Annotated in this window: 26 protein-coding genes; 20 read left to right on the top strand and 6 right to left on the bottom strand. The window is 62.1% G+C overall.

From position 1 onward, the window contains the following. The first annotated feature begins 50 nt into the window (after positions 1-50). The 3 genes from AC1DM5_RS26670 to AC1DM5_RS26660 are packed head-to-tail and all read left to right on the top strand — an operon-like array spanning position 51 to position 2,081. Entirely contained in the window at positions 51-590 is a 540-nt protein-coding gene (locus AC1DM5_RS26670; RefSeq protein WP_477976012.1) for a sigma-70 family RNA polymerase sigma factor, read from the top strand. Beyond that, entirely contained in the window at positions 577-1,344 is a 768-nt protein-coding gene (locus AC1DM5_RS26665; RefSeq protein WP_477820427.1) for an anti-sigma factor family protein, read from the top strand. Before AC1DM5_RS26670 ends, AC1DM5_RS26665 begins: the two co-directional genes overlap by 14 nt. Positions 1,345-1,364: 20 nt before the next feature. Next, positions 1,365-2,081 carry a Bax inhibitor-1/YccA family protein gene (locus AC1DM5_RS26660; protein ID WP_477820428.1) on the top strand — a complete coding sequence of 239 codons (717 nt, stop codon included), beginning with the start codon at positions 1,365-1,367 and terminating at the stop codon, positions 2,079-2,081. Positions 2,082-2,222: 141 nt separating this feature from the next. Here AC1DM5_RS26660 and AC1DM5_RS26655 read toward each other — a convergent pair whose 3' ends face one another. From AC1DM5_RS26655 to repA, 3 genes are all read right to left on the bottom strand, one after another. Then, complete coding sequence (locus tag AC1DM5_RS26655; protein WP_477820429.1) at positions 2,223-3,353, bottom strand: RHE_PE00001 family protein; 1,131 nt, start codon at positions 3,351-3,353, stop codon at positions 2,223-2,225. 255 nt (positions 3,354-3,608) lie between these two features. Then, a complete protein-coding gene (gene repB / locus AC1DM5_RS26650; protein WP_477976010.1) occupies positions 3,609-4,592 on the bottom strand; it encodes a plasmid partitioning protein RepB in 984 nt (327 codons plus the stop codon). Then, positions 4,589-5,785 carry a plasmid partitioning protein RepA gene (gene repA / locus AC1DM5_RS26645; RefSeq protein WP_477820431.1) on the bottom strand — a complete coding sequence of 399 codons (1,197 nt, stop codon included), beginning with the start codon at positions 5,783-5,785 and terminating at the stop codon, positions 4,589-4,591. The genes repB and repA overlap by 4 nt, the downstream gene beginning before the upstream one ends. 201 nt (positions 5,786-5,986) lie before the next feature. Here repA and cobF point away from each other — a divergent pair, with 201 nt between their 5' ends. The 5 genes from cobF to AC1DM5_RS26620 all read left to right on the top strand — a co-directional run bounded on the left by cobF (position 5,987) and on the right by AC1DM5_RS26620 (position 10,306). Next, on the top strand, positions 5,987-6,751 hold the full coding sequence (gene cobF / locus AC1DM5_RS26640) for a precorrin-6A synthase (deacetylating) (RefSeq protein ID WP_477976008.1): 765 nt from the start codon (positions 5,987-5,989) through the stop codon (positions 6,749-6,751). 75 nt (positions 6,752-6,826) lie between these two features. After that, positions 6,827-8,188 (top strand): precorrin-3B synthase, encoded by a 1,362-nt coding sequence (gene cobG / locus AC1DM5_RS26635; protein ID WP_477820433.1) that lies wholly within the window; start codon positions 6,827-6,829, stop codon positions 8,186-8,188. A 2-nt stretch (positions 8,189-8,190) separates the two neighbouring features. After that, positions 8,191-8,823, top strand: a complete 633-nt coding sequence (locus AC1DM5_RS26630) for a precorrin-8X methylmutase (RefSeq protein ID WP_477820434.1) — start codon at positions 8,191-8,193, stop codon at positions 8,821-8,823. Beyond that, a complete protein-coding gene (locus tag AC1DM5_RS26625; RefSeq protein WP_477820435.1) occupies positions 8,820-9,545 on the top strand; it encodes a precorrin-2 C(20)-methyltransferase in 726 nt (241 codons plus the stop codon). Before AC1DM5_RS26630 ends, AC1DM5_RS26625 begins: the two co-directional genes overlap by 4 nt. Further along, positions 9,542-10,306, top strand: a complete 765-nt coding sequence (locus AC1DM5_RS26620) for a precorrin-3B C(17)-methyltransferase (protein ID WP_477820436.1) — start codon at positions 9,542-9,544, stop codon at positions 10,304-10,306. Before AC1DM5_RS26625 ends, AC1DM5_RS26620 begins: the two co-directional genes overlap by 4 nt. Here the strand turns inward: AC1DM5_RS26620 and AC1DM5_RS26615 are convergent. Continuing rightward, positions 10,270-11,040 (bottom strand): cobalt-precorrin-6A reductase, encoded by a 771-nt coding sequence (locus tag AC1DM5_RS26615; protein WP_477820437.1) that lies wholly within the window; start codon positions 11,038-11,040, stop codon positions 10,270-10,272. The genes AC1DM5_RS26620 and AC1DM5_RS26615 overlap by 37 nt on opposite strands. On the opposite strand from AC1DM5_RS26615, the gene cbiE reads away from it, so the two are divergent. Together cbiE and cobM are read left to right on the top strand one after the other, a co-directional pair. Then, positions 11,039-12,268, top strand: a complete 1,230-nt coding sequence (cbiE, locus tag AC1DM5_RS26610) for a precorrin-6y C5,15-methyltransferase (decarboxylating) subunit CbiE (protein WP_477976006.1) — start codon at positions 11,039-11,041, stop codon at positions 12,266-12,268. The genes AC1DM5_RS26615 and cbiE overlap by 2 nt on opposite strands. Before the next feature lie 4 nt (positions 12,269-12,272). Then, entirely contained in the window at positions 12,273-13,031 is a 759-nt protein-coding gene (gene cobM / locus AC1DM5_RS26605) for a precorrin-4 C(11)-methyltransferase (protein ID WP_477820439.1), read from the top strand. Positions 13,032-13,036: 5 nt separating this feature from the next. Here cobM and AC1DM5_RS26600 read toward each other — a convergent pair whose 3' ends face one another. Continuing rightward, positions 13,037-13,849, bottom strand: a complete 813-nt coding sequence (locus tag AC1DM5_RS26600; RefSeq protein WP_477820440.1) for a TIM barrel protein — start codon at positions 13,847-13,849, stop codon at positions 13,037-13,039. Positions 13,850-14,003: 154 nt separating this feature from the next. Next, positions 14,004-15,032, bottom strand: coding sequence for a LacI family DNA-binding transcriptional regulator (locus AC1DM5_RS26595; RefSeq protein WP_477820441.1), 1,029 nt, complete (start codon positions 15,030-15,032; stop codon positions 14,004-14,006). A gap of 133 nt (positions 15,033-15,165) precedes the next feature. Between AC1DM5_RS26595 and AC1DM5_RS26590 the strand changes: the two genes are divergently transcribed. The 10 genes from AC1DM5_RS26590 to AC1DM5_RS26545 form a co-directional block, all read left to right on the top strand. Next, a complete protein-coding gene (locus AC1DM5_RS26590) occupies positions 15,166-16,245 on the top strand; it encodes a fatty acid desaturase family protein (protein ID WP_477976004.1) in 1,080 nt (359 codons plus the stop codon). Between the two features lie 24 nt (positions 16,246-16,269). Then, positions 16,270-16,584: a MocE family 2Fe-2S type ferredoxin gene (locus tag AC1DM5_RS26585; protein WP_477820443.1), complete on the top strand. Its 315-nt coding sequence runs from the start codon at positions 16,270-16,272 to the stop codon at positions 16,582-16,584. Between the two features lie 5 nt (positions 16,585-16,589). Next, positions 16,590-17,816 (top strand): NAD(P)/FAD-dependent oxidoreductase, encoded by a 1,227-nt coding sequence (locus tag AC1DM5_RS26580; protein ID WP_477820444.1) that lies wholly within the window; start codon positions 16,590-16,592, stop codon positions 17,814-17,816. Between the two features lie 51 nt (positions 17,817-17,867). After that, positions 17,868-18,671 (top strand): 3-methyl-2-oxobutanoate hydroxymethyltransferase, encoded by an 804-nt coding sequence (locus tag AC1DM5_RS26575; RefSeq protein WP_477820445.1) that lies wholly within the window; start codon positions 17,868-17,870, stop codon positions 18,669-18,671. 100 nt (positions 18,672-18,771) lie between these two features. After that, positions 18,772-19,668: an NUDIX hydrolase gene (locus AC1DM5_RS26570; RefSeq protein WP_477976002.1), complete on the top strand. Its 897-nt coding sequence runs from the start codon at positions 18,772-18,774 to the stop codon at positions 19,666-19,668. 71 nt (positions 19,669-19,739) lie between these two features. After that, entirely contained in the window at positions 19,740-20,711 is a 972-nt protein-coding gene (gene nadA / locus AC1DM5_RS26565; protein WP_477976000.1) for a quinolinate synthase NadA, read from the top strand. Next, a complete protein-coding gene (locus AC1DM5_RS26560) occupies positions 20,708-22,252 on the top strand; it encodes an L-aspartate oxidase (protein ID WP_477820448.1) in 1,545 nt (514 codons plus the stop codon). The genes nadA and AC1DM5_RS26560 overlap by 4 nt, the downstream gene beginning before the upstream one ends. A 1-nt stretch (position 22,253) precedes the next feature. Then, positions 22,254-23,153 carry a carboxylating nicotinate-nucleotide diphosphorylase gene (nadC, locus tag AC1DM5_RS26555; protein ID WP_477820449.1) on the top strand — a complete coding sequence of 300 codons (900 nt, stop codon included), beginning with the start codon at positions 22,254-22,256 and terminating at the stop codon, positions 23,151-23,153. 220 nt (positions 23,154-23,373) lie between these two features. Then, entirely contained in the window at positions 23,374-24,186 is an 813-nt protein-coding gene (locus AC1DM5_RS26550) for an aldo/keto reductase (protein WP_477820450.1), read from the top strand. A 392-nt stretch (positions 24,187-24,578) separates the two neighbouring features. Further along, on the top strand, positions 24,579-24,736 hold a 158-nt coding region (locus AC1DM5_RS26545), incomplete at its 3' end, for an FAD-dependent oxidoreductase (RefSeq protein ID WP_477976171.1).

The following is a 24,736-nucleotide window of genomic DNA, read 5'->3' as shown; positions in this document are numbered from 1 at the left end:
AATCTGCATCGTTTCGGAATAAAATCTGCGATGCTTTCGTATACTCAATCATGGAACGGAAAGAACGCCCCTTCGATGTCCTCGGTCAGCTCGCAGCGCTTCGTCGCTATGCGCGCTCGCTGGTGCGCAATTCGGACGAGGCGGAGGATCTGGTGCATGATGCACTGGTTCGGGCCTTCGAGAAGCGCAAGAGCTTCCGCAGCGGCGGAAACCTGCGCACCTGGCTGCTTTCCATTCTGCATAATGCGCATATCGATCGCGTGCGGCAGACCCGCTCGCTGACGCGCCGCCATGACGAGGCGGCGGTCGAGGCGGAGCAGTCGCTGCCGGCCGGACAGGAGCATGCGGTGCGCCTGCAGCAGGTGCGCAACGCCTTTTTCGATCTGCCGGAAGAACAGCGTGAAGCGCTGCATCTCGTAGCGATCGAGGACCTGTCCTATCAGGAAGCGGCCAATGCGCTCGGCATTCCTGTCGGCACGCTGATGTCGCGGATTTCCCGCGCCCGCGCCCAGTTGCGCGAGTTCGAAGAGAAGATGCCGCGCATTGCGCATCTGAAATTAGTTGGAGGGAACGGCAATGAAGGCGATTGATCCAATCATCGATGCCGATCTCGACGCCTATGTCGACGGCGAGCTCGATGTCGCACGGCGTATCCAGGTGGAATCCTATCTGTCGGAGAATCCGGCGATCGCCGCCAAGGTCATGGCCGATCTCAGCATGAAGGGCGAATTGCGCCTGGCGCTGGCCGGCGAAAGCGCCTTTGGCCGCCCCGAAACGCGCGATGCCGCCCGAAAGCTGGAACGCGGTCTTTCCTATGGTCGCATCCTGCATTCGGTGCAGCGCATCGCTGCTGTCGGTGTTCTGCTTGCCGCCGGCTGGGTGGCGCATAATTCCTTCGGCGCCTTTACGGCAACGGAAGTCGCAGCTTCTGTTCCGGCACCGGCCTATGTCGAGGATGCGGTGCGCGCCTATCGCACGGCAGCGCTTCGTGAAACCATCCCGTCGCAGACGGCGCCGGCCTATAGCGCCGAGGAAATCCGCGCTGCGACCGCAATCGTGATGCCCGAACTGCCAAAGGACTGGAAGGTTGCCGATGTGCAAATCTTCCCGTCGGATTTTGGCCCGAGCGTCGAAATGGCAATCGAGGAGACCGACGGCAAGCGCCTGTCGCTCTTTGCCGTCCGGCCGGGCGCCTTCGAGGTGAAGCCGGTCAGCCATGTTGCCCTTGAAAAGACAGAAGCCGCCTACTGGCAGATCGGCGACGTCGCTTATGCGCTGATCGCCGACAACAGCGGCACCAATCTCGATCAGGCAGCCGAACAGCTTGCCCGCTCGCTCTACTAGTTCAACCGAGGAGATCAGTCATGAACCCGATCAATCCCCGTTATGGTTACGGCTCCGGCGCCCAAACACAGACCCTTTTCGACGAAGGTCTGCGCCAGCACATGCTGCGCGTCTACAACTACATGGCGCTCGGCCTGGTCATCACCGGCATCGTTGCCTTCATCGTCGGCTCGACCCCGGCGCTCTACGTGCCGATCTTCCAGACGCCGCTCAAGTGGGTGGTGATGCTGGCGCCGCTCGCCTTCGTGTTCTTCTTCTCGTTCCGCATCCAGTCGATGTCGTCAAGCACCGCACAGATGACCTTCTGGGCCTTCTGCGCCGTGATGGGCCTGTCGCTCGCCTCCGTCTTCCTGGTCTTCACCAAGACGAGCATCGCGCAGACCTTCTTCATCACCGCTGCCATGTTCGGCACGATCAGCCTCTACGGCTACACGACGAAACGTGACCTTTCGAAGATGGGTTCGTTTCTGATGATGGGCCTGTTCGGCATCATCATCGCCGGCATCGTCAACATCTTCCTTGGCTCGTCCGCCCTGCAGTTCGCCATCTCGGTGATCGGCATCGTCGTCTTCGTCGGCCTGACCGCCTACGACACGCAGAACATCAAGGAACAGTATTCGGAAAACTACGATCAGGAATCGAACCAGAAGCTGGCCGTCTTCGGCGCGCTCTCGCTCTACCTGAACTTCGTCAACATCTTCCAGCTTCTGCTCAGCTTCACGGGCGAGCGGGAATAAGGACCGCGCTTCTGGGGGCAATGGAAGCGCAGAGCGCCCGGTTCGAAATCTGTGACAGGATGACGGATCGGGTGCTCACCCTAAAGAAACGGCCGGGCTTGATGCCCGGCCGTTTTCGTTTGTGGCAACGGCTCGTGGGCTTCAGATGATGCCCCAGGCCCGGTAACGGCCGCGACCGGTGATCTCGCGAATGCCGATCTCATTGATCAGGTTCAATGCACCACGTTGCGTGACGCCAAGCTCACGAGCGATCATGGCGGCTGACACCATCGGCCGCGACAGAATGAAATCGGCAAGCTGCGGCAGGCTGCTGTTGGAGCGCCGGCCGCGAAAGCGCAGCTCCATCTGCGTGCGCGCCAGCGATAGGCGATCGATCTCCTTGAGGCCGGTGATCGCGCTCTCCCGCATCCCATCGAGAAAGGCCTGTAGGCGTGTGACGCGATCACGCGAGCGCCGGCGCTCGTGGCGGATCTGCTTCAGCCCGGTGTGAAAAGAAAAGAGATGCGAGGCGACCTTGCCTCTGACACGCAGGCTGCTGGCAACCAGCAGGCCGCCCAGCCAATGTTGGCGACGCAGCGGCTCGATCCGTTCCCAGGCGTCGAAGAGGATGGCTGCGGCCAGGCTGGGTGGCAGCTCCTCGACGAGCGGGATCAGACCACGCCATTCCCGAAGCCGTTCCTCCTCGTTCCATTCGTCGTCGCCGAACAGGCCGAGCGGATCGACATCGCGCTGCGAGGACGCGGCCCCCTCCGGCTCTTCCACAACAGGCTTTCCGGCATGACGGTCGAGAAGTTGTTGCGAGCGGGCGAGCAGGGCATCGAGCTCGGCGATTTCGGCGGCAAGCGGCGCCTCGTCGTCCTCATTGTCAGGTTCGCGCCCGATAGATGCAAGACCTGCCGCCTCTGACGCCGTCCCCTCCTCTTCCAGTGTACTGGCGGTCAGCACGCCAAGGCCTGTCGGCCCGAGCGCCCAGCCGGAATCGGCCGTCTCGATCCGCCGCCGTGTGCGCAGGACAGAATGGGCGATCGTCAGCTCGTGGCTCGGCGCGCGGCTGTCCATATGGGCATCGTGCAGGACGAGGTCCTCGACATGCACAAGCTCGCCCGCCACCCACAGCGCACCGGCTGCATCGAAGAAATGGCTGCGCTCGGCAAAGCCCTGCCCCACCGCGGAACGCGCCGCCCGCTCGTCGAGCCGCGCCAATGCATCCTCGGCTCCGGTGATGGCCGGAAGCAGCGTCTGGAGCGTTGCGGCGTCTATATCGTAGCGCATTGTTAGGCTTAATGGATTCTCACAAAGGGAAGCAAAACCCTTATTTGCTTCCGTCAGTTATCGCATGATGAAAACATGCAAACAACGTCAAGGCTGGTGAGCTCAAGGTTTTCACCCGGTTTTTCGGATGGGATCATCCTTGCCTGTATCGATAAACGGCAATGGCGGAACGATCGCCCTGCCTATCAGTCGATGTCGCGCATCGACAGCATGCCTGCCGCGATGCCCGCTCCGATCCGACGCTCCTTCTGGGGCCTACTTCCCGGTCTTGTAGGCGTCATAAAGCTCATCAAGGCGGCCTGAGAGATAGGCACCGAAATCCGGCGCATCACCGGTCTTCAAGGCAATGGTGAAGGACGTGCCGGAACTCTTGATGCGGCCGGCGATCTTACCCCCGCTTGCAGGCTTCCAGTCATACTCGACAGTCTCGGGCTTGACCTCTTCCTTCTTGGAAAGTTCGGCGACAAGAAGTTCGAAACGGCGATCGCTCTCCACAGCGTTGAATGTGGAAGAGCCAATCAGCTTGGTCAGACGCGCGACCGCGGCTTCGGTCCAGTCTTGGGCAAGCGCCATCCAGCGTCTACGACCGATACCAGGTGCGGCACCGACAGCCTGGATGATATCGGCAGGAATAGCCTTTGCCACGGAGATGAGCTTCGACAGTTCCGTCTTGTCGGTCGAGAGCGCCTTCATGATAACAGGGCGATCGAACTTCTTCATTTCGAGATTGAGCGCGAAGACGGCGCGCTCAATATAGGAGAGATTGCGGCGCGCCGAGTTTTCGATGCCCTGCGCGATGACGAGATCTGTATCGTCGAGCTTGCGGATGACCGCCTGCACCTTACGGCCGAGCAGTTTGACGGCCTGGAGGCGTCGATGGCCATAGGCGACCTGGTAGCGCCCGTCATGATGCGGATTGCGCCGCACCAGGATCGGCACTTCCTGGCCGTTCTCGGCGATCGACTGCACGAGTTCGTCTTCCAGATCGAGAGGCTCATCAGCGAGGCGATCGCGGATGAAGGAAGAATCGATCAGCTCCGGGTCGAGTTCGACGATATGTTCGCCGGACAGCAGGGCCTCCTCCATCGCCCTGCTCTCTTCCTCCATGCGGCCGAGTGTCAGGGCCATGGTGCGCACCGGACCGGCTGCACCGCGCGCAGCGGTTTCCTCGAAGTTGGCCGCGGCCAACTCCTGCGCCGTGTCGGTGAACAATCCCTTCAGTCGATCTCGTCTGCTCATGTGCGGCCCCATGCTTTATGGATGCTGGTAATAATTTCGCCGTTGGCGGCGTTAACCGATTCCAGTGCCCGGTCATAGGTGGAGCGGCGAACCTGGCCTTTTTCAATTTCATAGAGAGTCTGCTTGGTCAGGCCCGCATCGGCAATTGCCGTCGATTTCAGGATGGTCGCCGTCAGCACATCATCCCCGAAGAGGCTGCGCAAAAGTGCCACGATCTGCGACTGCGGCGCGTCAAAAGGCTCATGGCGGGTGACGACATATTTGATGAAATCATGCTGCAGGTCGCCGCCGGCCTTGCGCACCACCGACAAGAGGTCGGACGTCATCAACAGGAATTGCGACATAGAGGCGACATCAACCATCTGCGGATGGATGGTGATGAGAAGCGACGTGGCGGCGCAGACGGCGCCGAGCGTGAGATAGCCGAGCTGTGGCGGGCAGTCGATGACGACGATATCGTAATCCGCCTCAACCTCGGCGATTGCATTACCGACGCGCCGAAAGAATAGCTCCTCCGGCTTCTGGCGATCATTCAAGGCACGCGGCGTTTCATGCTCGAACTCCATCAGTTCGAGATTGCCCGGGACCATATCGAGACCGTCGAAATAGGTCTTGCGGATAATATCCTTCAACGGGCGCCGTTGCGCATCGTAGCGGATCGCACCATAGAGCGTGTCGCCATCCCCGAGATCGAATTCCGGCTGGACGCCGAGCAGGGAGGAAAGCGAGGCCTGCGGATCGAGATCGATCGCCAGAACACGATAACCTTCCAGTGCCAGATGCTGCGCCAGATAAAGCGTCGTCGTCGTCTTGGCCGAACCGCCCTTGAAATTGGTGATCGCGATCGTCTGCAGCTTCTCGCTGTCGCGGCGCCAAGGCAGGTAGGAGAGCGCATCCTTCGGTTTGATCTTCGCCATATGTTGGCGCAACTCGTTGATCTGGCCGAGCGTATAGGAGCGGCGGCCATTCTGTGAGACGTCCGGCTGCGGGCCCTTGCCGTCCAAGGAAAGCTGGCGAAGATAGCCATCGGAGACGCCGATCATCTGCGCCGCCTCACCTGAGGTGAATGTCCGGAGCGTCTTTTGCGAAAGCGGCGGGAAGAGCCTTTCTCGCAGCAGCTTCAGCTGGCGTGAGAGCTGCGTGGCGTGCCGTTCGATGCGAACGTCCGTCGTCGATACGCTAATGTTGTCCAAAACACTTGCCCCTTCTTAAAGCGCTTTTCTGTCAACATAGCGTCAAAAAGCGTATCGAAGATGACATGATTCGGGGATAGCGACAATAAACGGTTCGCTAACCACACAGATAGAAAGTTGGCCGCGGCCAACTCATGGGTCCGCCCTTGCCAAAGGCTTGCTTTGGCGGCACAAACCGCTGGAAATCGCGAGGCAGAAAGCGTGCGGCATATCCACATCATCGGTATCGGAACGGGCAATCCCGAGCATCTGACCATCCAGGCGATCAACGCCATGAACGCGGCAGACGTCGTATTCATCCCGACCAAGGGTGCCGCGAAGGCGGATCTTGCCGAGGTTCGCAGGGAAATCTGCGAGCGATATTTGACCCGCGAAGGTGCGCGCATCGTTGAATTCGAGGTACCAAAGCGCGCAACCCAGGACCGGAGTTACGTCCAGAGCGTAGACGACTGGCATGCTGCGATCGCCCACATCTATGAAGGACTGATCGGCGACCTGCCGGAAAACGGTGCCGGCGCCTTCCTCGTCTGGGGCGATCCGAGCCTCTATGATAGCACGATCCGCATTATCGAACGGGTGCGTAACACCGGTGCCTGTTCATTCGACTATCATGTCGTTCCCGGCATCACCAGCATCCAGGCGCTGGCGGCAAGCCATCGCATTCCTGTCAATCTCGTCGGCAAGCCGGTCGAGATCACCACCGGCCGGCGGCTGACTGAAACGGGGCTGACGCATGAGAGCACCGTCGTCATGCTCGATGGCGAACAGGCCTTCTCGAAGATCGACGATCCCGATGCGGAAATCTTCTGGGGCGCCTATCTCGGCACGGAGAACGAAGTGATCCGCTCGGGCCGGCTTGGCGATATGGCCGACGACATCCTCCGGCTCCGGGCCGAAGAGCGCGAGCGGCATGGCTGGATCATGGATATCTATCTCCTGCGCAAGGGACGGGACTTCGAAGAGTAGTCATCCCGTATCCAACCCGATCTCGCTTTGCTGCATCCGGCGCGATCATGTAAGACATGGCCAAAGGATGGTTGAATGCGCAGCGCTGCCGGCAAGATCTTGGAAGCAGAAAGCCCTGATATAACGGGCATGCAGCGTGGCGCCTGTCCGGCGCTCGCAGCCCCCATGCAAACCGGCGATGGCCTGCTCGTTCGTCTGCGGCCAGCGGGCGGCGCACTCACGATCTCCCAGTTCCGGCAGTTGGCCTCGGCAGCGGCGCGACATGGAAACGGTATTCTTGAAATCACCGCCCGCGGCAATTTGCAGATCCGGGGTCTTCAAACCGGCTCCGTCGGGCCGCTGGCGGCGGAGATCGATGCTGCCGGCATCATTGTGCCTGACGGCGTGGCGATTGAAATGTCGCCGCTGCACGGCATCGATGCCGACGAGATCGCCGATGCGGCGGACATGGAAGCGGAACTGCGCAGCAAGCTCGGCGACCTTCTCAGCTCTCCGCACCTTGCTCCGAAACTCTCCATCCTGATCGATGGAGGCGGTGAGTTTTCACTTTCCGGGCTCGTTGCCGATATCCGCATCGTCGCACAGCCCGCCGGACAATGGCTGGTCTCAATCGCAGGCGATGATGGGGGCGCGACGCCACTGGCCCTCGGTAGTGCAGATGCCGCTGTCAATGCGGTCGGCGATCTGCTCCAGATGCTGATTGCGCGCGGCCGCCGGACACGCGCCCGCGACATCGACGCAGCAATACTGCGCGCCCGTTATCCGCAGATCGATAGCATCCGATCTACCCGGCCAGCGCCAAGAAAATCGTCCTTCGTCGGTATAACGAGACTGGGGAATGGCAGCACGGTACTCGGGGTGCGCCTGAAGTTCGGTCAGGCAAGGGCCGCCGATCTGCTCTCCTTTCTCACTTCAGCCGAAAGCGCTAGCGCAAGGGAAATCCGGCTGGCTCCGGATCGTGGTTTCTTCGTGATTGGTCTCACCAAGACGGCAATGCCGACTATTCAAAAAGTAGCCGTCGATCATGGCTTCAGCGTCACGGCGAACGAGCCGACCGAGCAGATCGCTGCCTGCGCCGGGGCAGGGGCCTGTGCCTCGGCCTTCTACGATACCAGGGCTCTCGCCAACCAGTTGATCAACCATATTCCCGCGCTCTTCGACGGCTCGCTAAAGCTTCACCTTTCCGGCTGTGCGAAAGGTTGCGCGCATCGGCGCGCCGATCTCGCGATTGTTGGTTCGGCCGAAGGTTACGACTTCATCGTCAACGGGCTCGCGGCAGACAGACCGGCTGCAAGGATTGCTGGCGAACGGATCGATTTCGCTATAGAGAGGCTCGCCCGGCTGATCGAAGACAAAAGAGGCGCCTGCGAGTCGAGTGCCGATTGCCTGAAAAGGCTTGGGCCCAAAGGCCTCGCCGAGGCGCTGCAACAGGAATAGCAATGCCAGACTACGATTATATCCGCAGCGGAGACGCAATCTACGAGCGCTCTTTCGCAATCATTCGCAGCGAAGCCGATCTCTCGCGTTTTTCGCCAGAGGAAGCGGATATTGCTGTCCGCATGATCCATGCCTGCGGGTTGGTCGAAGCCGCACAGAACTTCGTCTTTTCACCCGATTTCGTCCATGCCGCGCGCATCGCATTGCAAGATGGCGCCCCGATCTTCTGCGATGCGGAGATGGTGTCGCATGGCGTGACGCGGGCCCGACTGCCGGCCGGAAATGAAGTGATTTGCACCCTGCACGATCCGCGCACCCATGAGCTTGCCCATCAGACCGGCAATACCCGCTCGGCCGCCGCCATGCATCTCTGGCTCGACCGGCTCGCCGGCAGCGTGGTTGCCATCGGCAATGCGCCGACGGCCCTCTTCCATCTTCTCGAACTTCTGCGCGACGGCGCACCGAAGCCGGCGGCGATCATCGGCATGCCGGTCGGCTTTGTCGGGGCTGCCGAATCCAAGGATGCGCTTGCGGAAAATTCCTATGGCGTTCCCTATGCCATCGTGCGCGGCCGGCTCGGCGGCAGCGCCATGACGGCAGCCGCCATCAATGCGCTTTCGAGGCCCGGCCTATGAGCGGCCGTCTGATCGGCGTCGGCACCGGACCCGGCGATCCAGAGCTCCTGACCGTCAAGGCCGTGCGCGCCATCGACGGTGCCGACGTGATTGCCTATTTCGCCAAGCAGGGCAGAAGCGGCAATGGTAAGGCAATCGTCGAACATCTGCTGAAGCCCGGCATTGAGCTGCTGCCGCTCTATTATCCTGTCACGACCGAGCTCGACAAAGACGATCCGCTCTACCAGAGCCGCATCACCGATTTCTACAATACATCCGCCGATGCCGTTGCCCTTCATCTCGAGGCAGGTCGCACGGTCGCCGTCCTCAGCGAAGGCGATCCGCTCTTCTATGGCTCCTATATGCATCTGCATGTGCGGCTGTCGCAGCGCTATCCGACTGAAGTCATTCCCGGCATCAGCGCCATGTCCGGTTGCTGGTCGCTGGCGGGCATGCCGATCGTCCAGGGCGACGACGTGCTCTCCGTCCTGCCGGGCACGATGGCCGAGCAAGAGCTCACCCGCCGCCTCGCCGATACCGAGGCTGCCGTCATCATGAAAGTGGGCCGCAACCTGCCGAAGATCCGCCGCGCACTGAAGGCGGCCGGACGTCTTGGCGACGCGCTCTATGTCGAACGCGGCACCATGGCAAATGCCGCAATGGTCAAGCTTGCCGAACGGGGCGAGGGCGATGCGCCCTATTTTTCGCTGGTGCTGGTGCCCGGCTGGGAGGCCCGCCGATGAGCGGGCAGCTATTCGTGATCGGCACCGGTCCCGGCAATCCGGAGCAGATGACCCCGGAAGCACTGGCCGCCGTTGAAACGGCCACTGAATTCTTCGGCTACGGACCCTATCTTGACCGCCTGACGCTGCGCACCGACCAGATCCGCCATGCTTCCGACAATCGCGAGGAGCTGGACCGGGCGGGGGCTGCTCTGACGCTCGCCACCAGGGGTGCGAATGTCTGCATCGTCTCGGGCGGCGACCCCGGCGTCTTTGCGATGGCCGCTGCCGTCTGCGAAGCGATCGACAAGGGGCCGGCGGAATGGCGCGGCGTCGATCTCACCGTTCTGCCCGGCATCACCGCCATGCTGGCGGTTGCCGCGCGCGTCGGTGCACCACTCGGGCATGATTTCTGCGCGCTGTCGCTATCGGATAATCTGAAGCCCTGGGCCATCATCGAGAACCGTCTGGCGCTTGCGGCACAAGCCGGTTTCGTCATTGCCCTCTATAATCCGATCAGCAAGGCGCGCCCCTGGCAGCTCGGCAAGGCCTTCGAACTGCTGCGCCGGCATCTGCCGGCCACCACGCCCGTCATCTTCGGCCGCGCGGCCGGACGGCCCGACGAGCGGATTACCGTGCAGCCGCTTGAAAGAGCCGATGCCGCCATTGCCGACATGGCGACCTGCGTGATCATCGGTTCACCCGAGACCCGGGTGATTGCCCGTGAAGGGCAGCCGGATCTGATCTATACGCCGCGCTTCATGGCCGGGGAGACGAGATGATCGATCGCTTCGAGCGCCGCTTCCACCGTTTCGACCGACGTCATGATGGCAGCGGGCGCGCGGGCGATCACGACAACCTTGATACCGAGCAGGCGGGCGGCCTCGATCTTGGCATAGGCCGCCGTGCCGCCGCTGTTCTTGGTGATGACAGCGTCGATATTGTGCTGTTGCATCAGGTCGATTTCGCTTTCAAGCGTGAAGGGGCCACGGTCGAGGACATAGTCGACATCGGCAAGGGCAAGTGGCGGATCGACGGGATCGACGCTGCGCACCAGATAGAAATGCTGTGGGGCGACCTCGGCGTGATGGGCGCCCTGACGGCCGGTCGCCAGAAAGACGCGGCGCTGGGCGGGGCCAAGGGCCGCAATCGCCGCCGGAATATCCGCAACGATATGCCAGTGATCGCCCGGTTCGGGCACCCATTCAGGGCGAACGAGCGCGAGCGCGCGGATACCGCTGCGTTGAGCAGCAATGGCGGCATTGGCCGAAATGCGTTCGGCGAAGGGATGGGTGGCATCGACCAGCAGGTGATAGCCTCCTCCCGTCAGGAAGTTCGCAAGCCCCTCCGCACCACCGAAGCCGCCGATGCGGACGGGAACCGGTTGCTGGGCGGGAGCCTGCGTGCGGCCCGCCAGCGACAGGAGAATGTCGAACTCTTCCCGCGTGGCAAGTTCTTCGGCGAGCCTGCGCGCTTCGCTGGTTCCGCCGAGGATCAGGATACGGGTCTTCTCCATGTCTGACACTTCCCCCTCCGGCCCGCGCTGGCTCACTCTTATCGGCATCGGCGAAGATGGTCCAGACGGGCTCGGCGAGGAGGCAAAGCGCCTGATTGCTGCCGCACCCGCCGTCTTCGGCGGTGCGCGCCATCTTGAACTTGCCGATACACTGATTACTGGCGAGCGTCTCGCCTGGCAGAGCCCGTTCGAGAAATCGGTCGAGGCGATCGAGGCTCGGCGCGGCATGCCCGTCGTTGTGCTCGCTTCAGGCGATCCTTTCCTCTATGGCGTCGGGGCGACGCTGTCGCGCCGTATCGCGGCGCACGAGATGCGCACCATCCCCGCACCCTCCGCATTCAGCCTGGCTGCGGCCCAGCTTGGCTGGCCGCTGCAAGAGACGGCCTGCGTATCGCTGCATGGACGCCCGCTCGATCTCATCCGACCGCACCTGCATGCCGGCAGACATATTCTGGCGCTGACCTCGGACGAGAAGGGGCCGCAGGCGCTGGCCGAACTGCTTGTCGCCAACGGCTTTGCCGAAACATACCTGACGGTTCTGGAAGCCCTCGGCGGCGAACGCGAGCGCATCCGCAGCGCGACAGCCTCGGGCTTCGATCTCGACACGATCGACCCACTGAATGTCTGCGCTCTCGAAATTGCGGCCGGGCCGGGGGCACGCATCCTGCCCTATGCTCCGGGTCTCGACGACGATCTCTTCGAACATGACGGACAGATCACCAAGCGGGAGATCCGCGCGGTCACGATCTCGGCGCTGTCGCCGCGCCATGGCGAACTTCTCTGGGATATCGGCGCCGGCTCCGGATCTGTTGGCATCGAATGGATGCTGGCCGATCCGTCGCTCAAAGCAATCGCCATCGAGCAGGCGCCGGAACGGGCTGCCCGCATTGCCCGCAATGCCGCAAGCTTCGGCGTGCCGCAGCTTGCCCTTGTCGAAGGCACCGCACCCGCCGCACTCGCCGGCCTTCCGGCACCGGACGCGATCTTCATCGGCGGCGGCGGCAGCGAGGCCGGTATCATGGATGCGGCGATCAAAGCATTGAAGCGGGGAGGGCGGCTCGTTGCCAATGCCGTCACGCTGGAAATGGAAGCGATGCTCTTGGCCGAATATGCGGCACATGGCGGCTTCCTGACGAAAATCGAAATCGCGCGCGCCGCCCCCGTCGGCGGCATGAGCGGCTGGCGGCCGGCCATGCCCGTCACGCAGTGGCGCTGGATCAAGGAATAGAAGAATGGTGGTTCATTTCATCGGCGCCGGCCCGGGTGCAGCGGATCTCATCACGGTGCGCGGACGCGACCTGATCGGCAAATGCCCGGTCTGCCTCTATGCCGGCTCCATCGTCTCGCCCGAGCTCCTGCAATATTGCCCGCCGGGCGCGCGCATCGTCGATACCGCGCCGCTGTCGCTTGACGAGATCGAGGCCGAATTTCTTGATGCCGCCAATGCCGGACAGGACGTGGCGCGACTGCATTCGGGCGATCTCTCCGTCTGGAGCGCGGTCGCCGAGCAGATTCGCCGGCTGGAGAAACACGGCATCGCCTATACGATGACGCCGGGCGTTCCAGCCTTTGCGGCGGCGGCCTCGGCTCTCGGCCGCGAATTGACGATCCCGGCCGTGGCGCAAAGCCTCGTACTGACGCGTGTCTCCGGCCGCGCCTCGCCGATGCCGAATGAGGAAACGCTCGAAAAATTCGGCGCGACGGGGGCGACGCTGGCAATCCATCTCGCCATCCATGCGCTGGCTGAGGTCGTGACGGAACTGACGCCTCTTTACGGCGCCGATTGCCCTGTCGCCATCGTGGTGAAAGCCAGCTGGCCGGACGAGCGTATCCTGCGCGGCACGCTTGCCGATATCGAGGCGAAGGTGGCAGCCGAGCCGATCGAGCGCACGGCCATCATCTTCGTCGGCCGCTCGCTTGGATCAGAGGATTTCCGCGAAAGCTCGCTCTACGACCCCGCCTATCAGCGCCGTTTCCGCGGACGCGAATAGGCTTCTCAAACCTTCGCGACGATATAATCCATGCTCGCCTTCAAGGCGGCGCCGGGGTCCTTCAGCACATGGACTTCGGATGCGAAGGGCTCGAAGGAGAAGGGGCCCTTGTAGCTTGCCTGCAGCAAAGCGCGGATCTGGCCGGCATTACCGAGCCGGTCATCGGCATCGACGAGAATACGGTGCGGATCGCGCATGTCCGAGACGGAAACGGCAGGATCGCTGACGCCGGAAATATGCACGAGCCCGGTCAGATGCGGGAAGAAGGGCGTTTCGCCGGCGAGGTGATGGTGGAACGTGTCGTGCACCAGCCGGAAGGTCGGCTGCGCACCGAGTGTCTCGATCACATCGGCTGCTTCCGCCTTAGAGCGCAGCGAGCAGATTTCGAAGCCGAGCGGCTCGACGAGGCCAACAATGCCGGCGGCATCGAGCATGGGGCGGAGTGCCGTCAACGACTGGCGCAGATTGGCCTGGCGCTCGCCGTCGACGCGACCCGTACCGTCATTCTTGGGAACCAGTACCAGCGCCTGCGACCCGACAGCCCTTGCATAATCGATCAACTCGCGGGCTTCCCGCTCGCGCGTCGCATTCCATTCGTTGAAGCGCTGCAGCGCGTTGATCGAGATGATCGCGACGCCGTGGCGGTCGGCGGCCGTCTTGATGGCTTCAGGCTTTGTACCATCGAGAATGGCATTGGCCGAGAGATCATTACGGATCTCCACCGCGTCAATGCCGAGCGAGGCGGCAAGCGCAAAGAAATCCTCGATCGACAGCGAAGGTGCCGCCATATGGTTCAGCGCGAAACGGATGGATGCCATGCGAAATCTCCTCCTCGCCCCTCATGCGTGAGAAGCATTATGAATGACTAATCCAATCTCTACTGGAATTCGCCGCCCAATCCATCGGCTGGACACTATCAAACTCTATCATCGCTGCTAGATTTTCCGGGCGAATGATAGAATTCCATCATTTTTAGATATTCTCCGGCAGAAAAATCTCGAAGGGCAGGAAGGACTGGCCGGGAATGGCGATCTCGCCATTTTCCAGTGCGCCCGTCATCAGCGAGACCACCTCCTTGCACAGCGCCGGCAGCGGCGTGCCGATCGCCATGGTGACGATGCCGTCGGCAAGGCCGGCCTTGCTGTCGGCGGTGAGCTCGTTGACGACAAGCACGATGCGGCCGCCGATCCCTTCTTCGCGAAATGCCGAAATCGCTCCTTCCATGCCGCCGCCGCAGACATAGAGGCCGACGAGATCGGGATGTTTCTGCAGAAGCGTCAGTGTCGCCTCATGGGTGATTTCAGGCGTTTCCAGATTGATCAGCGTTTCGACCACCTCGAAATCCGGCGCCTCCTCGCGAAAGTAAGAGCGGAAGCCCATTTCGCGAAGCTCGTGGCCATGAAAACGGTGACTGCCGACAAAACAGGCGACCTTGCCAGGCCGGCGGGCGGCTTTGGCGATCATCCAGGCGGCGGTGCGACCGACCTTGCGGTTGTTGACGCCGATATAGGCGTCCCGCACCCCGGTCGCGAGATCCGAGAGCAGCGAGAAGACCGGAACGCCGCGCGCCTTCAATTCCTCGACCGCTGCCGTCACGGCCGGATAATCCGGCCCGACAAGCGCGACCGCCTGGTTTCGGGCGCCGAGCAGCTTGATCTTTTCGATGATGGCGGCGGGTGTCGCTGCGGATGGATATTCCACCTGCGTCTGGATCCGCGCAGTCGTGACATTGCGGGCGGCGGTTTCAATCTCACGCGCGAAGGCCTGATAAAAGGGCTGCGTCGGCTTCTGCAACAGGAAGGCCAGGCGATGTTGCGGCAGATCCTCGAAGACGCGCTGGCGGATCAGACCGACCGCATGATAGCCGATCGACTGGGCCGCATCATAGACACGGCGCGCCGTTTCCTCACGTACCCGGTGGCGGCCGTTCAGCACACGGTCGACAGTCGCGACGCTAACGCCGGAAGCCTGGGCGAGATCGGAGATGGTCGGGCGGCGCATGGTTGTTCCTGATAGTTTTCAATCACGAATGAAAGCCACTTATGATGGCTTTTGATAGAATATATCAAGCCTGCATTGAGCGCTTTGCGAAGTCAACCTATTCTCTGGGTCAAGAGCTGACAGGGAGGAAGACATGGCAGGCAAGCGCGATTACAGCCTCCTGGGAGAGAGCGGACGCACGGCGGTGGAAACCGGCCTTGCAGCCGCGCAATGGTATCACACCGATATTGCCCGCAAGGAAATGAAGGCGCTGATGCAGCGCTCCGACGACCAGGCGATCCGTGACACCGCGCTCTGGCTCGGCAGTATGGTGGTCTTTGCCGCGCTCGGCATTTTCTTCTGGGGCTCCTGGATCGCCGTGCCCTTCTTCCTGGCCTATGGCGTGCTCTACGGCTCGGCCTCCGACAGCCGCTGGCACGAATGCGGTCACGGCACCGCCTTCAAGACGCGCTGGATGAACGATGTCGTCTACCAGATCGCCTGCTTCATGATCATGCGTAATCCGGTGACCTGGCGCTGGAGCCATGCCCGCCACCATACCGACACCGTCATCGTCGGCCGCGACCCTGAGATCGCCGTCATGCGCCCGCCGGATCTCTTACGGCTGATCCTGAATTTCTTCGGTATACTCGATGCCTGGCATGCAGTCATCGATATGATCCGAAATGCTTGCGGCGTCATCAGTGCTGCGGAAAAGACCTTCATCCCGGAGATGGAACAGCCGAAGGCGATCCGCATTGCCCGTATCTGGCTTGCGATCTACGTCGTCACCATTGCGCTTGCGTTTTACCTGGGCTCGATCCTGCCGCTGATACTGATCGGTCTGCCGCGCCTTTATGGCGCCTGGCATCATGTGCTGACCGGCCTGCTGCAGCATGGCGGGCTAGCAGACAATGTCATCGACCACCGGCTGAACAGCCGCACGGTCTACATGAACCCGATCAGCCGCTTCATCTATTGGAACATGAACTACCACGTCGAGCATCACATGTTCCCGATGGTGCCCTACCATGCGCTGCCGAAACTGCATGCGATGATCAAGCACGACCTGCCGGCGCCCAATCCGTCGATCTGGTCCGGCTACCGGGAAATGATCCCGGCCTTTCTGCGCCAGCTTCGCAATGAGGATTATTTCCTGAAGCGGGAACTTCCCGCGACGGCGCGGCCCTACCGGGAAGAATTCCACAACGAACTGGCACCGGCCGCGCAATAAGACACGAGTTCATGGGAGGAAAACATGAGCGAAAATTGGATCCAGGTTTGTGCAACTGACGAGATCGACGAGGAAGACGTCATCCGCTTCGACCATGGCGGACGGACCTTCGCAGTCTATCGCAGCCCGGACGACGAGTTCTTCGCCACTGACGGGCTCTGCACCCACGAGCACATCCACCTAGCCGATGGGCTCGTCATGGACGAGATCATCGAATGTCCGAAACATAATGGCCGCTTCAACTACAAGACCGGCGAAGCCAAGGGGGCTCCCGTCTGCGTCAACCTGCAAACTTATCCCGTAAAGATCGAAGACGGTGCTGTCTTCATTTCGGTTTAGATGCCATGGCCCATTTTGTCATCCTAGGGGCAGGGGAATGCGGGGCACGCGCCGCCTTCGCGCTGCGGGAAAAGGGATTTGACGGTGAGATCACGCTCGTCGGTTCCGAGCCGCACGCCCCCTATGAGCGCCCGCCGCTCTCCAAAGCCGGCCTTGCCGGCAATGTCGATCCGAAATTCATCGCCGCGCGGGAAACCTATGAGGCCGGCAGCATCCGCCTGCTGACCGGTGTGACGGCAATCGGCCTCGATGCCGCGGCCCATACCGTCACCCTGTCAGACGGAAGCCACCTTGCGTACGACCGGCTGCTGCTTGCGACGGGCGCCAGCGCCCGCGCTTTTCCCAATGCGCCCGGTGAGAGCAGCCATATCCGCCTCCTGCGCACGCATCATGATGCGGTAACGCTGCGCGCCGTGCTTCAGCCCGGCAAGCGGCTTGCCGTCATCGGCGGCGGCTTCATCGGCCTGGAGGTCGCGGCGACCGCGCGTCAGCTCGGCGCCGATGTCGTTCTCATCGAAGGGCTGGAGCGGGTGCTGAAACGCGGCGTTCCCGAGGATGTCGCCCATCTTGTCGCTGAACGCCACCGCGCCGAGGGTGTCGATCTGCGCTGCGGTGTTTCCATCGAATCCCTCACGGAGCGGGACGGCAAGGCCGTCATCCGGCTTTCTAACGACGAGATGATCGAGGCCGACCTTGCGCTTGTCGGCATCGGCGCCCGGCCGAATACCGAGCTTGCCGAAGCGGCCGGACTTGTTATCGACAATGGCATTGCCGTCGATGACCGGCTTCGCACGTCCGCCGCCGATATATTCGCTGCCGGTGACTGCTGCTCCTTTCCGCTGGCAATCTACGCCGGCCGGCGCGTGCGGCTGGAATCCTGGCGCAATGCGCAGGAGCAGGGCACGCTTGCCGCCGCCAACATGCTCGGTGCCGATGAGCCGGTGTCCGCCGTGCCGTGGTTCTGGTCGGATCAATATGAGATGACGTTGCAGATAACAGGGCTTGCCGATGGCGCGGTCGCCCACCTGCGTCGCGATCTCGGCGAGGGCGCCTTCATCCTTTTCCATCTTGATGGCGAGGGCCGGCTGATTGCCGCAAGCGGCATCGGCCTTGGCAATGCGGTCGCCCGCGACATTCGTCTGGCGGAAATGCTGATTGCCGCACGCGCCCATCCCGATCCGGCTGCGCTGACTGCCAACAACGTCAAGCTGAAAACGCTTCTCGCCGCCTGATTCGCTTCCCCGAATACCGACCTAACGAATACTGGCCCAAAGGATATTGCGATGAAAAAACATAATCGCGCCACGGTCGCCGACATCCTGGCGCTCAAGGGAAAACGGCAGCTCACAATGCTGCGCGTCACCTCGCTCGATGAGGCGGAAGCGGCGGAAAAAGCCGGCATCGACCTGGTCTCCGTGCCGCCGGCCCTGCTGGGACCAGTCTTTCGCGAGGCGGCCCCCACACCCTTTGCCATTCCCGGTCTCGAATATGGCGACCATGTCTCGGCCGAGGACTATATACGCGAGGCCTTCAAGGCGCTGAAGGCGGGTGGCGACGCCGTCTATTGCGCCGCAAGCCTGCAGACGATCCGACGCATGCGCGACGAGGGCATTCCCGTCTGCGGCCATGTTGGACTGATCCCCTCCAAGGCAACCTGGACCGGCGGCTTTCGCGCCGTCGGCAAGACGGCTGCCAGCGCCTTCGATGTCTGGCGCCAGACGAAAGCGCTTCAGGATGCCGGCGCCTTCGCGGCCGAGATCGAGGTCGTTCCTGGCGATGTCGCAGCAGCGATTTCCAACCGGACCTCGATACTGATGATCTCCATGGGCGCCGGACGCGGCTGCGATGCGCAATATCTCTTCGCCGACGACGTGCTCGGCACGACCAGAGACCACACGCCGCGCCACGCCAAGATCTATCGCAACTTCGCAGCCGAATATGACCGGCTACAGCGCGAGCGCATCGCGGCCTTCAGCGAATTTGTCGAGGATATCCGCTCGGGAACCTATCCGGAAAAGCGTCATCTTGTCGGTATCGACGAAGCCGAGTTGCGCAATTTCCTACATCGGCTGGAAGCGGAGGGGTAGAAGGCCCCTCGGTCGCTGGGGAGAAGAGGAACCCGCCATTGGCATCGGTTGTGCCCTGTGTCAGAGAATAGAGCCATCAGGAACAGATTCTCAGGCTCTGGTGACGATAGGCTTTGCACATGCGGAATTGATCGCGGTTCTCGTCGCGGTGACGGGTGACGAACCGCGTGTCATGACGATCCAGAGTGGCGATGCGCTTCCGTCCGGCCCCTTCGAAATGGGCCATCGCACGCTGCAATCGGGCCTGCGCGAATGGATCCAGGAACAGACCGCCCATCCCGTCGGCTTTCTCGAGCAGCTCTACACATTTGCCGACCGCGACCGGAACAACGATATCCAGGGCGGGCGCACCATCTCGATCAGCTATCTCGGCCTCGTTTACGAACAGACGGGCGCCGGCCGGCCGGGCTGGCACGGCTGGTATGAATATTTCCCCTGGGAAGACCATCGCGACGGGCGGCCAGCCATCATGGATGAACTGATCGCACGGTTGCGCCTGTGGGCCGACGCCGATCCCACCAGGCGCGAATATCGCCACCGCCGCGCCGATTTCACTTTCGGGCTCGACGGCGGCGGCTGGAACGAAGACCTGACATTGCAGCGTTACGAACTGCTCTATGAGGCGGGCCTCGTAACGGAAGCCGGCTGCGGCAGGAACGACAATCTCGGCCGACCGATGTTTGCAGACCACCGACGGATTCTCGCGACCGGCATTGCAAGGCTTCGCGCCAAGATCAAATACCGCCCGGTCGTCTTCGAACTTATGCCCGAAAGCTTCACGCTCCTGCAATTGCAACGGGCCGTCGAAGCTCTGGCCGGCCTGACGCTGCACAAGCAGAACTTCCGCCGTCTGATCGAACAGCAGGAACTGGTGGAGGAAACCGGCGAGGCGACGAGCGAGACCGGCGGCCGGCCGGCCAAGCTGTTCCGCTTCCGCCAGACCATTCTCGAAGAGCGCGCGCTCGCCGGAACGAAATTACCGCTCTCCCGCAATTGACATATGCTCATAGTGAGAATATCTCTGTGCGCAGGATATGCTCAAATCGAGCATAATTGATGGAGCCGGCCATGAACCACCTTGTATCCGCGTCTTCCCTGTATGATCGCGTCAGCCGCGTCATTCCCAAAGCCGAATGGATGATGTTCCAGGACGATGTCGATGCGATCCTCGAGTTGAAGCGCAAGCGCAACGCCGTCATCCTGGCACATAACTATCAGACGCCGGAAATCTTCCATGGCGTGGCCGATATCGTCGGCGACAGCCTGGCTCTGGCGCGAAAAGCCATCGAGGTCGATGCCGACGTGATCGTGCTGGCCGGCGTGCATTTCATGGCCGAGACGGCAAAGCTCCTGAACCCGGAAAAGACGGTGCTGATCCCCGACATGGGTGCTGGCTGTTCGCTGGCGGACTCAATCACGCCCGAGGATGTCGCGCTGCTGCGCCAGGCTCATCCCGGCGTGCCCATCATCACCTATGTCAACACGTCGGCTGCCGTCAAAGCCGCCTCCGATATCTGCTGCACCTCGGGCAATGCCAAACAGGTGGTTAAATCCCTCGGCGTTCCCAGGGTGCTAATGATCCCGGACGAGTATCTTGCTCAGAATGTCGCCAAGGAAACCAATGTCGAGATTATCGCCTGGCATGGCCATTGCGAGGTGCATGAGCTCTTTACTGCCGAAGATGTGCGCCAGCTGCGGGAAAACCATCCCGGCGTGACGGTGCTTGCCCATCCCGAATGCCCGCCGGATGTCGTTGCTGAGGCTGACTTCGCCGGCTCCACCGCCGTCATGTCGGATTATGTCGGTCAGAAGAAGCCGGCCCGCGTCGTGCTGCTCACCGAATGCTCGATGAGCGATAATGTCGCCGTGCATCATCCCGATGTCGAATTCATCCGCCCCTGCAATCTCTGCCCGCACATGAAGCGCATCACGCTTTCCAATATCCGCGCGGCACTGGAAGAAAACCGCCACGAAGTGACCGTCGATCCCGCAGTCGCGGTCGCTGCCCGCCGGGCTGTCGAGAGGATGCTGGCAATATGAGCGAGATTGCTGACCAACTAATCGGCCGCACCGTCATCGTCGGCAGCGGCCTTGCGGGACTGATGACTGCGCTGACGCTTGCGCCCGAGCCCGTTGTCATCGTCACCCGCGCTGGCCTCGGCGCCGAAACGTCGAGCGCCTGGGCGCAGGGCGGCATTGCCGCCAGTCTCGGCGCCGATGACAGCGCCGACCTGCATCTGGCCGATACGCTCGCCGCCGGCGACGGGCTTTGCGATCCCGTCATCGCTGCCGGTATCGTCGCCGAGGCGCCGGCCGCGATCGCGGCGCTGGAGCGAGCAGGGGTCCGCTTCGACAAGACGCCGGATGGCAGCTTTTCGCTGGGGCTTGAGGCCGCCCATAGCCGCCGCCGCATCGTGCATGCGCAAGGCGACGGCTCGGGTGCGGCGATCGTCCGTGCACTGGTCGCAGCCGTTACCGCGACACCCTCCATCACCGTGCTCGAAGGGCTGGAGGCTCGCCGTATCCTGACGGATGAGAGCGGTGTCAACGGCCTCGTCTGCGCCAGCGAGAATGGCGCCGTCATCCTTCCGACGCGGCGGATCGTGCTGGCGACCGGCGGCATCGGCGGGCTCTATGAGGCGACGACCAATCCGACCGGCAATTTCGGGCAGGGCATCATGCTTGCGGCGCGCGCCGGAGCCGAACTTGCCGACATGGAATTCGTGCAGTTCCACCCGACTGCTCTTGATTCCCGCCGCCGACCACTGGCGCTGGTGAGCGAAGCCGTCCGCGGGGAGGGTGCAGTACTGGTCAATGAGGGCTGCGACCGTTTCATGGCCGGCGTGCCGGGCGCTGAATTGGCACCGCGCGATGTGGTGGCCCGCGCCATCACCGCCGAACTGGCGCGTGGCGGCAGGGTGTTCCTCGACGCGCGCGCGGCTCTTGGCGATCGTTTCGCCACGCGTTTTCCGGTCATCGACGCTCTGTGCCGGGAAGCCGGTCTCGATGCCTCGCGTCAGCTGATCCCGGTGCGCCCCGCCGTCCATTATCACATGGGCGGGGTAGCGACCGATGCTGCCGGCCGCAGTTCCATTGCAGGTCTCTGGGTTGCCGGCGAGGCGGCCTCCACCGGCCTGCACGGCGCAAACCGGCTCGCCAGCAATTCGCTGCTGGAAGCCGCCGTCATGGGAATGCGTGCAGCACGTGACATTCTTGCGACCCCAGACGCAAAACCCTCGATATCCGAATCCGTAGGGACGCTGCCGGCGGCGGCCGATCCTTCGCCCGTCCGACCGATCGTCTCGCGCCATCTCGGCGTGCTGCGCAATGCGGGCGCCATCCATGGCGCCGTCGCAAGCCTGCTGCCGCTCGTGGAAGTCGATGGACCGTCTTCCGATCCGGCGATCGTTGCGCTGTTGATTGCCGTCTTCGCCAGCCTTCGGGCGGAATCACGCGGAGCGCACGCCCGCACCGATTTCCCGCTGAAGCGGGCCGAAGTCGTGCGACGGAAGATGACACTGGCTAGTGCCCTGGAGATTGCCCGGGCGACCGCTTCCCATCCCCTTGCAAGGAGTGCCTGAGATGAACCTCGCTTCCCTTCCGCGCGTCATTGTCGAGCCGCTGGTGCGTGCCGCCCTTGCCGAGGATCTCGGCCTTGCCGGCGATATCACCTCGGCAGCGGTCATCCCGGAAGAGCATCGCTCGACGGTCGTCATGGCCGCCCGCCAGCCGGGCGTGATTGCTGGTCTCGACGCCGCAGACCTTGCCTTCCAGCTCATCGATCCCGCCATCACGATGAGGCGGCATCTGCCTGACGGTGCAGCTGTAGAGCCGGGCAGCGTGATCGCCACCATCGAAGGCCCGTCGCGCGGGCTTCTGACGGCCGAGCGCACGGCGCTGAATTTCCTCGGTCATCTCTCGGGCATCGCCACCGTGACATCTGGCATCGTCGAGGCGATCCGCAACACGAAAGCCTCCGTCGTCTGCACCCGCAAGACGACACCCGGCCTTCGGGCGCTGGAAAAATATGCCGTGCGGGCCGGTGGCGGTATGAACCACCGATTTGCGCTCAATGATGCGGTGCTGATCAAGGACAATCACGTCGCCATTGCCGGTGGCGTGGCAGAAGCAATCCGCCGCGCCAAGGCCGGTGTGGGCCATATGGTCAAGATCGAAGTCGAGGTCGACACGCTCGACCAGTTGCACGAGGCCATGGGCGAAGGGATCGATGCCGTCCTCCTTGACAATATGACGCCCGATCAGTTGCGCGAGGCCGTTGGCATCGTCGCCGGTCGCGCCATCACCGAAGCCTCCGGCCGCGTGACGCCGGCAACCGCATCGGCCATTGCCGCCTCGGGCGTCGACCTGATCTCGGTCGGCTGGCTCACGCACAGCGCCCCGGTTCTCGATATCGGCCTCGATTTCGTCGAAGCCGCTGCCGAAAGCGCGACGCCATTGCGCCGGCTTGCCCAAGCTTTCTAAGATGATTTTGTGTTCCGGACCGCCCAAACCGCGAGGATGATACAGTAGCCGACCTCGGCCAGCTGCTGTATCAGGATCCAAATTCACGTCAGTATTTTCTCTAAACCGCCGTCAGGATTTGCCCGAAATTCTGTCGGCGTTTTTCGCTGGACACAGCCTCAACCTATTGCAAAGCTCCGTGAGCCCGCTGGAGGAGTGAGGCGAATTGGAGGAAATAGATTTGGAAAAACATGATGTTATTCCTTTGATGGGATTTGGCACGTTTGGGCGGAACGGCAAGGAGGGTATCGATGCGATCCTCTGCGCGCTCGAAACCGGCTACCGGCATCTCGATACCGCGCAAACCTATGACACCGAATTCGAAGTCGGCGAAGCGCTGCGCCGCTCTGGCCTGAACCGGGACGAGGTTTTTCTGACGACGAAAATTTCGACCGATAATTTCGGTCCTGGCGCACTGGTCCCTTCTCTGGAAAAGAGCCTGGAGGCGCTCAAAGTCGATCAGGTGGATCTGACGTTGATCCACTGGCCATCGCCCAATGGCCGCATTCCGCTCGAAGTCTACATCACTCAGATCGCCGAGGCGCAGGCCCGCGGCCTGACGAAACTGATCGGCGTTTCGAACTTCACGATTGCCCTGCTGGAGGAGACGGAAGCGCTGCTCGGCAAGGGCAGGATCGCCAACAACCAGTTTGAACTTAACCCGGTCCTGCAAAACAAGAAGCTCGCAAACTACTGCCGGGAAAAGGAAATTCTCGTCACCTGCTACCTGCCGATCGCCCGTGGCATTCTTTCCGACGAGCCGGTGCTGCGCGCAATCGGTGAAAAACACGACGCGACGCCGGAACAAGTGGCGATCGCCTTCGAACTCGCCAAGGGCTATTGCACCATCCCGACATCGGGCCGGCCGGAGCGCATCCGCTCGAACTTCAAGGCAAGCTCGATAAGGCTTTCACCTAAGGAAATCTCCCATATCGAGACCATCGACCGCAATCATCGCGTCGTCGATCCAGACTGGGGCCCGAAGTGGGACTAGGTATTTCCGACGATCGACGGTGCGTGCGACCGGATCGGGCGCGGTCGCGATGATCGCCAAACCAAGCCGCGTGTCGGCGTGAAGGGCAACCGCGTCGCAACATGCGGGCAGCCCTTCGTTTTCTTCAGCCTGACTGGGCCACCCGTCCGTCCGACAGGCCGCAGTTGCGGCGCTTGGCCGCTGATTTCACCCTTTACATCATTGTCTCAATCGCGTCGTAATTTGCCGCCGTAACGTGCACGATAGTCGGTCTGACAAAGTAATGAACCGCTGCTGCGGCAGCGGCGGAATTGCGATTGCATGAGGCTTCGGGGGCGATACAGAACGTCCGGTGCCTCCCCGGTACCGGAACTCGCAGTGCCCTGATTTGGGCGACGGTTTGGAGATTGGGTGTGAGCGATCGTATCAACGATATTTTCGTCATTGGGGGCGGGATCAACGGCTGCGGCATTGCGCGCGATGCGGTTGGCCGTGGTTATACGGTCGCGCTTGCCGAGATGAATGATTTCGCCTCCGGCACCTCGTCGGGTGCGACCAAGCTCATCCATGG

The organism is Rhizobium sp. 01T437, assembly GCF_056398505.1.
Note: the sequence above shows the minus strand (reverse complement) of the source record. Positions and strands in the feature narration are given on the sequence as shown.